The organism is Micromonospora sp. NPDC003197 (assembly GCF_053590565.1).
This window is the reverse complement of record NZ_JBSFTE010000022.1, coordinates 104,266-113,731: the sequence shown is the minus strand read 5'-3', so window position 1 is coordinate 113,731 and position 9,466 is coordinate 104,266. Positions and strand designations below refer to the sequence as shown.

9 protein-coding genes and 1 pseudogene are annotated in these 9,466 nt (G+C 69.1%); 8 read left to right on the top strand and 2 right to left on the bottom strand.

Annotation, left to right across the window (positions count from 1 at the left end; genetic code table 11):
* Positions 1–108 precede the first annotated feature (108 nt).
* Positions 109–633 (bottom strand): TetR/AcrR family transcriptional regulator, encoded by a 525-nt coding sequence (locus ACWDV4_RS22680; RefSeq protein ID WP_449981959.1) that lies wholly within the window; start codon positions 631–633, stop codon positions 109–111.
* An 18-nt stretch (positions 634–651) separates the two neighbouring features.
* On the opposite strand from ACWDV4_RS22680, the gene ACWDV4_RS22675 reads away from it, so the two are divergent.
* The 3 genes from ACWDV4_RS22675 (at position 652) to ACWDV4_RS22665 (ending at position 3,750) form a co-directional block, all read left to right on the top strand.
* On the top strand, positions 652–1,617 hold the full coding sequence (locus ACWDV4_RS22675) for a DUF418 domain-containing protein (protein WP_449981941.1): 966 nt from the start codon (positions 652–654) through the stop codon (positions 1,615–1,617).
* Positions 1,618–1,730: 113 nt separating this feature from the next.
* On the top strand, positions 1,731–2,951 hold the full coding sequence (locus ACWDV4_RS22670) for a sensor histidine kinase (RefSeq protein ID WP_449981939.1): 1,221 nt from the start codon (positions 1,731–1,733) through the stop codon (positions 2,949–2,951).
* Between the two features lie 43 nt (positions 2,952–2,994).
* Positions 2,995–3,750, top strand: a complete 756-nt coding sequence (locus ACWDV4_RS22665) for a LytR/AlgR family response regulator transcription factor (protein WP_449981937.1) — start codon at positions 2,995–2,997, stop codon at positions 3,748–3,750.
* Positions 3,751–3,876: 126 nt separating this feature from the next.
* On the opposite strand, the gene ACWDV4_RS22660 is transcribed toward ACWDV4_RS22665, so the two are convergent.
* Complete coding sequence (locus ACWDV4_RS22660) at positions 3,877–4,110, bottom strand: GntR family transcriptional regulator (protein ID WP_449981935.1); 234 nt, start codon at positions 4,108–4,110, stop codon at positions 3,877–3,879.
* Between the two features lie 250 nt (positions 4,111–4,360).
* Between ACWDV4_RS22660 and ACWDV4_RS22655 the strand changes: the two genes are divergently transcribed.
* The 5 genes and pseudogenes from ACWDV4_RS22655 (at position 4,361) to ACWDV4_RS22635 (ending at position 9,461) form a co-directional block, all read left to right on the top strand.
* The gene (locus ACWDV4_RS22655; protein WP_449981933.1) at positions 4,361–5,572 is read left to right on the top strand and encodes a hypothetical protein; all 1,212 of its coding nucleotides are present in this window, start codon (positions 4,361–4,363) and stop codon (positions 5,570–5,572) included.
* Positions 5,573–5,743: 171 nt separating this feature from the next.
* The gene (locus tag ACWDV4_RS22650; RefSeq protein ID WP_449981931.1) at positions 5,744–6,436 is read left to right on the top strand and encodes a response regulator transcription factor; all 693 of its coding nucleotides are present in this window, start codon (positions 5,744–5,746) and stop codon (positions 6,434–6,436) included.
* Between the two features lie 116 nt (positions 6,437–6,552).
* Positions 6,553–6,732 (top strand): annotated as a pseudogene (locus ACWDV4_RS22645) (HAMP domain-containing protein); the annotation flags it as partial.
* A gap of 42 nt (positions 6,733–6,774) precedes the next feature.
* Positions 6,775–7,512: a sensor histidine kinase gene (locus ACWDV4_RS22640; protein ID WP_449981957.1), complete on the top strand. Its 738-nt coding sequence runs from the start codon at positions 6,775–6,777 to the stop codon at positions 7,510–7,512.
* 314 nt (positions 7,513–7,826) lie between these two features.
* Complete coding sequence (locus ACWDV4_RS22635) at positions 7,827–9,461, top strand: DUF4153 domain-containing protein (protein ID WP_449981929.1); 1,635 nt, start codon at positions 7,827–7,829, stop codon at positions 9,459–9,461.
* Positions 9,462–9,466: the final 5 nt, after the last annotated feature.

Below are 9,466 nucleotides of genomic sequence, written 5' to 3'. Positions count from 1 at the left end.
CGCCGGGATCTGGCACAACAACAAGACCGGAGCACCCGTCACCCGATCACTGATCGCTTACGACCACTGACCAGGTTTCGGAACTACTCGTCTAGACGGGCACCCGTCTCACGGGCGCAGCCCGATCGCCGGGAGGATCGCCTGGTCCACGATGTCGGCCAGCTCGTCATCGGTAGGCGGCTGACCGGTGTCCAGGCTTCGCTTCGTCACCAGCGCCTCGCCGATGTCCGCGACGACCGGGGTAATGAGTTTGCCATCGAAATGGCCGCGGGCGGCGTAGTGCCGTAACACGGTGAGCGTGAAGGTGCCGCCGCGCGCGTCGAACACCCGCTCGTACAGCGCCTCGACGAGTTTCGGATTGCGCTGCCGCTCGAAGATGATCGCCACGACTGCGGTGGCGGCCGGAGTGCTCATCCAGTCGACCATCATCTTCAGCGCGCGGATCAGGTCACCGCGCAGGTCGTCGGCGCCCGGTGACGGCTCCTCCTGCGGATACAACTCGTAGAGGGCGTCCAGAAGCACCTCGTTCGGGTTGGACCACCGCCGATACAGCGTGGTCTTGGCGGTCGCCGCCCGACGAGCGATGCCCTCCATGCTGAGCCGACCGAGCCCCACCTCGGTGAGTTCCTCCAGGGCGGCCAGGTGACCCTCGTGGACGGCCGCGCCCTGCCGCTCTTTGCCGCGCTCTTCGGCTACGGCCTGGTCCAGCTGGCCAACCGACGGATGGCCGCCGGGGCCACCTGGCCCGAGACTCGCCGACTGCTCCGCCGCCGTAGCCGGTGGCTGATCGCGTTCGGCTTCGTACACGCCCTGTTGCTGTTCTTCGGGGACATCCTCGCCACGTACGGCCTGGTGGGCTTGATCATGGTTGGCCTGCTGGCCCGCCGGGACCGAGTCGTACTCCGGCACGCCTGGCTGTGGGTGGCCCTGCACACCGTCGTGGCGGCGCTCTTCGGACTGATGAGCGTCAGCGCGAGCAAGGACCAGGCCATGCCGACCGGGGAGGACAATCCGCTGGTCGCCGCGTTCATGCGAGTGTCGATCTGGTCCGGCATGACGCCCACCTGGCTGGCCTTCAGCGTCATCGCCCCCTTCCTGTTCGGCATCTGGGCGGCGCGGCGACGGTTGCTGGAGGAGCCCGGGCAGCACCTGGCGCTGCTCCGCCGGGTGGCGGGCGTCGGCCTCGGTCTCACCGTGGTCGGCGGACTGCCGCTCGCGCTGATCGACGCCCAGGTCTGGTCGGCACCTGCCGACTGGCTGGCGGTGATCATGTACGCGGTGCACAGCGTCACCGGCATCGCCGGCGGACTCGGCTACGCGGCGCTGCTGGGGCTGATCGCGCATCGCTTCACCGCTCGCCCCGGCCCGGTGGCCACCGCGCTCGTCGCGTGCGGCCAGCGGTCACTCACCTGCTACCTGCTCCAGTCGGTGGTCTTCGTCGCGGTCTTCGCCCCATACGCGGGCGGCCTCGGCGAGCACCTGGGAGACGCCGCCGCCTCCGGTATCGCCGTCGCCACCTGGCTCGGCACGGTCGTACTGGCGGAGCTGATGCGGCGCGCCGCCCGGCGCGGACCGGCCGAGGTGCTGCTGCGCCACCTCACCTACCGCAAGGCCTGACCCTGGCTGGTCGCGACCGGTATCAGGCAAGACCCCTTGGCGATCACTGACGACTCCATAGCGATCAGGCGCGACCCCTTGGCGATCACTACCAAATTCGCCAGGATTCGTGCGTGGACTCGAACCTGTTCGCCGCGTTCGCGGTCGTCGCGCTGGTCAGCGCGCTCGGCGCCGCGCTCTTCGCCGTCGTACGGCTGCGCGGGCGGCGGGGCATCGCCACCGCGACCCAACGGGCCACGTACGAAGTCCTGCACACCGCCGGGCTCGCCGCCGAACCGCTACGCGCCGGCCTGACCCAGACGGGCGCCACAAAGGCCGTACGCCATTTGCGGACGCTCGTCGGGGCGGCCGGCCTGGCCCTGGTCGACGCCGACCAGGTGCTGGCGATCGACGGGCGGGGCAGTCACCACGGCGAGCAGTTGGTGCTGGCCGCGCGGCGGGCCATCGCCGCCGGCCGGTCGACGGTGCTCGGTGACGCGGAACTGCCGTGCGACCGGGTCGACTGTCCGGTCCGGGGTGCGGTCGTCGCGCCGCTGACCGGGCCGGGCGGTCGAGCCACCGGGGCACTGGTGGCGATCGCCGACGGTCAGCCGGCACCGGGTCTGGTGCAGGCCACCCTGGAGACCGCCGACTGGGCCGGGGCACAACTCGCCCTGGCCGAGCTGGACTCGTCCCGGGAGCGACTGGCCCGTGCCGAGGTACGCGCGCTGCGCGCCCAGATCAGCCCGCACTTCATCTACAACGCGCTGACCGCCATCGCCTCGTTCGTGCGTACCGACCCGGAACAGGCTCGCGAGCTGATCCTCGAATTCGCCGAGTTCACCCGGTACTCGTTCCGGGCACACGGCGAGTTCACCACGCTGGCCGAGGAGCTGCGGTCGATCGACCGCTACCTCACCATCGAGCGGGCCCGGTTCGGTGACCGACTCCAGGTACGCCTCCAGATCGCCCCGGAGGTGCTGCCGGTCAGTGTGCCGTTCCTCTGCCTGCAACCACTGGTCGAGAACGCCGTACAACATGGCTTGTCGCGCAAGCCCGGCACCGGCATGGTCAGCATCGAGGCGCGCGACGCCGGGACGGAATGCCACATCACGGTGGAGGACGACGGAGTGGGCATGGACCCGGAACTGCTGACCGTAGGAATCGCCGAGTTGGCGGCCACCGACCCGAACGACGACGCCGGGCAACACGTTGGTTTGTCCAATGTGGATGAGCGACTACGGTCGGTCTTCGGCGACCAGTTCGGCCTGGTCGTGGAGACCGGCCTCGGTTCCGGTACGAAGGTGAGCATGCGGGTGCCGAAGTTCCACCGTCACGTACGGGCGAACCCATGATCCGGGGCGAACATAACGGCACCGAGCGCAGCGAGGAGATGACGTGACGGGTTTCCTGCGGGTGCTCGCGGTGGACGACGAACCACCGGCGCTGGACGAGTTGGCCTACCACCTGCGCGCCGACCCGCGGGTCGCCCGGTTGTACACCGCCGCCGACGCCACCGAGGCGCTGCGGGTACTGCGGGACACCGACGTTGACGCGGTCTTCCTGGACATCCGGATGCCCGGACTGGATGGCATGGAACTGGCCCGGGTGCTGCGCCGGTTTGCCCGACCACCGGCAATCGTCTTCGTCACCGCGTACGACGACGGGGCGGTGGACGCGTTCGACCTCGGCGTCACCGACTACGTCCGCAAACCCGTACGCGCCGAGCGCATCGCCGAGTCGCTACGTCGGGTGGTCAGCTCCCGGGTCGTACCGTCACACCCGGCCGCGCTGGCCCGCGCCGAGGAGGATCCGACCATCCCGGTCGAACTGGCCGGTACGACCCGGATGCTGCCCCGCTCGTCGGTGCGCTGGGTGGAGGCGCAGGGCGACTACGCACGGCTGCACACCTCGGAGGGCTCACACCTGGTCCGGGTGTCGCTGGCAACCCTCGCCGACCGCTGGGCGGACGCGGGTTTCGTCCGGATCCACCGTTCCTATCTGGTGCAGATCAGGCTCATCGCCGAGCTTCGGTTGGCCAACTCCGGCTACGTCGTGGTCATCGACGGCAGCGAACTGCCGGTCAGCCGCCGGCACACCCGAGAATTGAAGGACAAACTCGTACGCGCCGCCAAGCAGGACTGGAACCGCTGACCCGCCAGCTCGCCAGTCTGGCGCTGAAGCCGGCTGCGCGCCGACGGCTTCCGCGTCGGTGGAACACCACGTACCTCATTCCGCCGCAATGACGTACGTGGTGTTCCAGTCAGGCTAGACAGACACCTATTCGCCGCCCGGCCGCTCAGCAACGAAGACTCCTCGACCGGGTGATCCGATGACAACACCACGGTCTCGGAGCAATGCGACCGCACGCGCCGCTGTCGAGAAGGAAACCGAGTAAAGATCGGCAAGCTGCGTGTACGAGGGCAACTTTGAACCCGGTTCGTACTCGCCGGCCTCGATTCTGGCTGTGAGGTCTGCGGCGATGTTGACGTAACTCAGCGGAATCGCAGGCACGGTGGGTCCTTTCGGGTTGGCACCCCGATTCGATCATGCTCACCCTGTGCACTCAAAGCACACGGTTGACCTATGTCACCTATTGGCATAGGCTTCGGTCGACCTGCTCGGGTTGGCACTAGAGCTGGTTCCCCCGGGTGGACACCCGGATGTTTGTTGGGGCAGCGCCGCCCTCTGGTTGGTTCGGCAAGCTGGTTGGTTGGCTGTGGCGCTGCCCCAACACTCCTAGCCCAAAGGTGAGGAAGCCCGGATGGCCGAGGCTGAGCCAGACCCCGTACAGGTGATCAGGGATGCCGCGTGGAGCGCGAGTCACGCGGTCGATGAGCTGCGAGAGGCGTATTTCGTCATGGGCGCGGCGGTGGATCGCCTGGCCCGGGCCGCCGCCGGCTCGTCGCATCCACTACCGACGCGGGCGACCCGATGCTGGGGCGACGCGCTCGCCCTAACCAACGATGTGATCAAGGCGCTGACTGCCGGCATCGGTCGAGTACTCCAAGTGCCGGAAGTCAGCTCGCCCGGCAGCACCGGGGACGTGGTCGACGCCGTGGACGCGGCACAGGCCAGCATGCGCGGAGTCGCCAACGCCCTCGCTGGACTTCGGGACCGGGTAGATCGAACCCGAGCGCATCTGCTCGTAAGCGGGATCGACACTCCGAATATCCATGCGGCGGATCAACAGTGGCAGGTCGCGGCAGATCGACTGGACACGCTGCTGGCACGGTTACAGGTCGGTGGCGCGGCGGCAACGGCGTACACCGAGGGGTTGTCCGGTGTCGACCTGGCGCAGCGCGGTCAGATCCGGCTGGCCAGGCTGGTACCGCTGGTCCGGGGCTCGGCCGACACGGTGCTGGCCGGCGCATTGACCGCCGGTCGACTGATCGCTATGGCGCAGTTCGACCAGCGGACCTGTCCGGCACCAGTGACAAGGCTGCCGGTCTGGCGGCAGCGACTTACCTGGTTTGCCGACAATCAGGGCTGGCGAGCAGCGGTCCGACGGTCGAATCATCTGAACCAGGATGGCGTTGACGGGTTGGCCTGCGCCAAGACTCTGTTCCGCCTGTGCGAGGGGGACATCCGAGGCTACCGGCGCTGGTTGGACCTCCTTGTCCGGCGTAAACGCAGCCACCGCTACGCCGAGTTCCTCGCCGCCGCGTTCGTGCTCGCTGTCGACCGCCGGTTTCCGGCACGTCGGGATCCCGCCACGCTGGACCGCTTCCTGACCCGGGTGCGGCAACGCTACTCGGGCGCGTGGATCGATCCGTTCGTCGCGGATGACCTCATCCGGACCGCGCTCGGCGACCGGCGGATGCGTCCGATCGATGCAGCCCAGTCGATAGCCGTGGTGACGGTACTGGTGATCGCCCTGCTGGCCGACGAGGGCGGCGACCGCCGAGCGGTGGACGATTTTCTGGCTGAGGCGGGCCGCATGCTGCCCGGCGGAGACCTCAACGTCACCGCCTGACCGGTCGCAGTAGAGCCGGTCAGGACGGGCAGATGTGTGCAGCTGGCAACTCGCGGTGCGCCATGGTTATCCACAGACTCTGAAAGTTATCCACAGGAAAACGGAGTTCTCCACAGGTTATTCACAACGTGCGCTATGGCTCTCCACGACTGCTGCCTAGAGTCCTGCTCCATGAAGGAACGTCGCGTCCTGGTCGTGGAGGACGAGCGCACCATCGCCGAATCAGTGGCGGCCCGGCTCCGGGCAGAGGGCTTCATCGTCACCATCGCCGGGGACGGTCCGAGCGCGGTGGAAACCGTCCGCACCTGGCAGCCGGATCTCGTCGTGCTGGATGTGATGCTGCCGGGCTTCGACGGCCTGGAGGTGTGCCGGCGAATCCAGGCCGACCGGCCGGTGCCGGTGCTGATGCTGACCGCCCGGGACGATGAGACCGACCTGCTGGTCGGTCTGGCCGTCGGGGCCGACGACTATCTGACCAAGCCGTTCTCGCTGCGGGAACTGGCCGCTCGGGTACACGCCCTGCTGCGCCGGGTGGACCGGGCGGCCGCCACCCCGACCCCGGCCTCGACCCCGGCCACGCTGCGGATCGGCGACCTGGAGATCAACCAGGCCGAGCGGCGGGTACGGCGGGCCGGCGTAGAGGCCCACCTCACCCCCACCGAGTTCGATCTGCTGGTGCACCTGGCTGGCCGGCCGCGCACCGTACTGCCCCGGGAGCGGCTGCTGGCCGACGTCTGGGGCTGGCCGGAAGGGTCCGGTACCCGTACGGTCGACAGCCACGTCAAGGCGCTACGCCGCAAGCTCGGGGCGGACCTTATTCGTACCGTGCACGGGGTCGGCTACGCCCTGGACGTACGCCCGTGAGCAGGTTCTGGGACCGGATCAACCGGGCGCTGGACCTGCTGCCCCGCCCGCTGGACCCGGTCCGCTCGATCAAGCTGAAGCTGGGCATCCTGCTGGTCACCGCTGGCGCGGTCGGCATGGGCGTCTTCATCATCGGGATCGGCTGGGTGCCACCCAAGACGTTGATCGTCGCCATCACCGTCGCCCTGCTGGCCTCACAGGTGATGGCGCACGGCATGACCTCACCACTGCGGGAGATGACCGCAGCGGCCCGGGCGATGGCCCGGGGCGACTACACCCGCCGGGTCCGGGCCACCTCCCGGGACGAGGTCGGCGAACTCGCCACCGCCTTCAACCAGATGGCGGCGGATCTGTCCGAGTCCGACCGGCGGCGGCGCGAGCTGATCGCCAACGTCTCGCACGAGTTGCGTACGCCGATCACCGCCCTTCAGGGCGTACTGGAGAACATCGTCGACGGGGTGGCCGAGCCGGAACCCGCCACGCTCCGGGTGGCGCTGGCCCAGACCGAACGGCTCGGGCACCTGGTCAGCGAACTGCTCGACCTGTCCCGGCTGGACGCCGGGGTGGTGCCGCTACGGCCGGTCCGGCTGGATGTGGCCGACTTCCTGTACGACGCGGTACGGCAGGCCGAGGTGACCGCTGCCGGTGCCGGCCGGGCGGTGCACTTCGAGGTACGCCAGCCAGCCACCGACCTGACCATCGAGGCCGACCCATGGCGGCTGCACCAGGTCTTCGCCAACCTGCTCGACAACGCGGCCCGGCACAGTCCACCCGGTGGAACCGTCCTCGTCACCGCCGAGCCGCAGGCCGGGCAAGTGCGGTTCGAGGTGATCGACGAGGGCGACGGGATTCCGATCGAGGAACGTTCGCGGGTGTTCGAACGATTCACCCGAGGCGATCGCACCAGCGGTGGCGGTACCGGCCTCGGCCTGGCCATCGCGCATTGGGCGGTGGAACTGCACGGCGGTTCCATCACCGTCACGGACCCACCGGCGGCACCCTCGGGCCGGACCCGCACCGGATGCCGCATTCAGGTAACCCTTCCGCTGACCGCCATCCGATCGGAGGCAGCTTGACCAGCAACCCGCCCGAGGCGTCCGGTTCGACCCCCGAACCGCCGGTACCGCCTGCGGCCGACCCGTCATCAGCTGCCCCGGCAGCGGATTCGACAGCGAAGCCGGAGTCGCCGGCAAAACCAAAGTCGACAACACCGGCAACACCGCCAGCAACACCGGCAACACCGCCAGCAGCACCGGCAGTACAAGCGCCCGCAGCCGTCGCGTCGCAGCCGGGCGGTCCGCCGGGCCTCCGGACAGTACTGCCGCCTCCGCCGCCGGGACAGTACTGGAATCCCCCTAAACCGCTGTTCCCACCTATCCAGCCGTCACCGATGTACCGACGCTGGCCGGGGCCGGCGAGCGGAATCCATCGGCCGGTACTTGGCGCGGTGGCCGCAGCCGCAGCGATCGGAGCGGTGAGCATTCCGCTGAACCGGCCAGGTGTCGGCTGGCTGGTCGGCGTCGTCGCCGGCACAGCAGCACTGACCACGGCTGCGGTGATCGGTCGGTCCCGGGACAACGCCCGGGACGAGGTCCGGAACAACTCCCGGGACGAGGTCCGGCCCGAGGGCACGGGGGTGCCGGACCAGACCAGAACGGACAAAAATAGGACCGAACCGGCCAAGACGGACCAGGCCCCGCCAGGACAGCAACCGTCGGCAGCCCAACCGGTGGTACGCCGTACCCGGATCGGCCTGGACCGGGTGGTCTGGGCGGCGGCGACCGTGGCCCTGATCGGAGTCGGCACGGTACGGGCAGCCGGCTGGCTCTTCGTACTCTGTGTCCTGACCGCCGGGGTGACCGCGTGCCTGGCGGTGACCGGCGGACGCTCACTGGGCGGAATGCTGTACGGGGCCTGGTTGCCGGTCGTGGCCGTGTTCCGGGCGATGCCCTGGACGGCGCGCGGCATGAACCGCACCGGACCCCGGACCAGGGGTTACTCCGTGGGACGGCTCCTCGCCACCGTGGCCGTCTCGGTCGGCCTGCTCGTCGTCTTCGGTGCTCTGTTCGCCTCCGCTGACGCCGCCTTCGCTGACCTGCTCAGCGGGCTGCTTCCCACCCTGTCCGTGGACGACCTCGGCCGCTGGTTCTTCCTCTTCCCGATCATGCTCGTCGCGCTGCTCGGGGCGGCTCACCTGCTCACTGCTCCGCCCGACCTGACCGGCCTGGAGGGGCAGCCGGCCCGGGTTCGCCGGCTGGAGTGGGCCCTACCGGTGGCCCTGCTCGACCTGCTCTTCGCCGCGTTCGTGCTGGTGCAGATCACCGTGCTCTTCGGCGGCTCGCGGCACGTGCTGGCCGAGGCCGGACCGACCTACGCCGAGTACGCCCGGGGCGGCTTCTGGCAGCTGCTGATCGTTTCCGGGCTCACCCTGCTGGTCATCGCCGGAGCCACCCGATGGGCCCCTCGGAACACCCGGGCCGACCGGATCGTGCTGCGCCTGCTGCTCGGCGTGCTCGCCCTGCTCAGCCTGGTCATCGTGGCCTCCGCGCTCTACCGCATGAACGTCTACACCCAGGCATACGGCGCAACCCGGCTACGACTGCTGGTGTTCGCCTGCGAACTCTGGCTCGGCGTCATCTTCGTACTCGTTCTGCTGGCCGGCATCCGGCTGCGCGCCACCTGGTTGCCCCGGCTGGTGCTGGGCACGGCGGTACTAACCCTGCTCGGGCTCGCCGGGCTCAACCCGGACCGGTTCATCGCCGAGCAGAACATCGACCGGTACGAGCGGACCGGCAACCTCGACGTGTACTACCTGTCCCAGCTCTCCGCCGACGCTGTGCCAGCCCTCGAACGGCTGCCGAACGAGATCCGCAGCTGCGTGGTCGACTCAGTCGCGGCCCGGTTGCGTTACGAACCGGACGACTGGCGCAGGGCGAACCTCGGCAGATCCCGGGCCCGGGATCTGCTCCCGAATGAACCAGTCGTCTACGATCCCGCCGACTGCTGGCAGATGCCGCGACGCTGACCGAA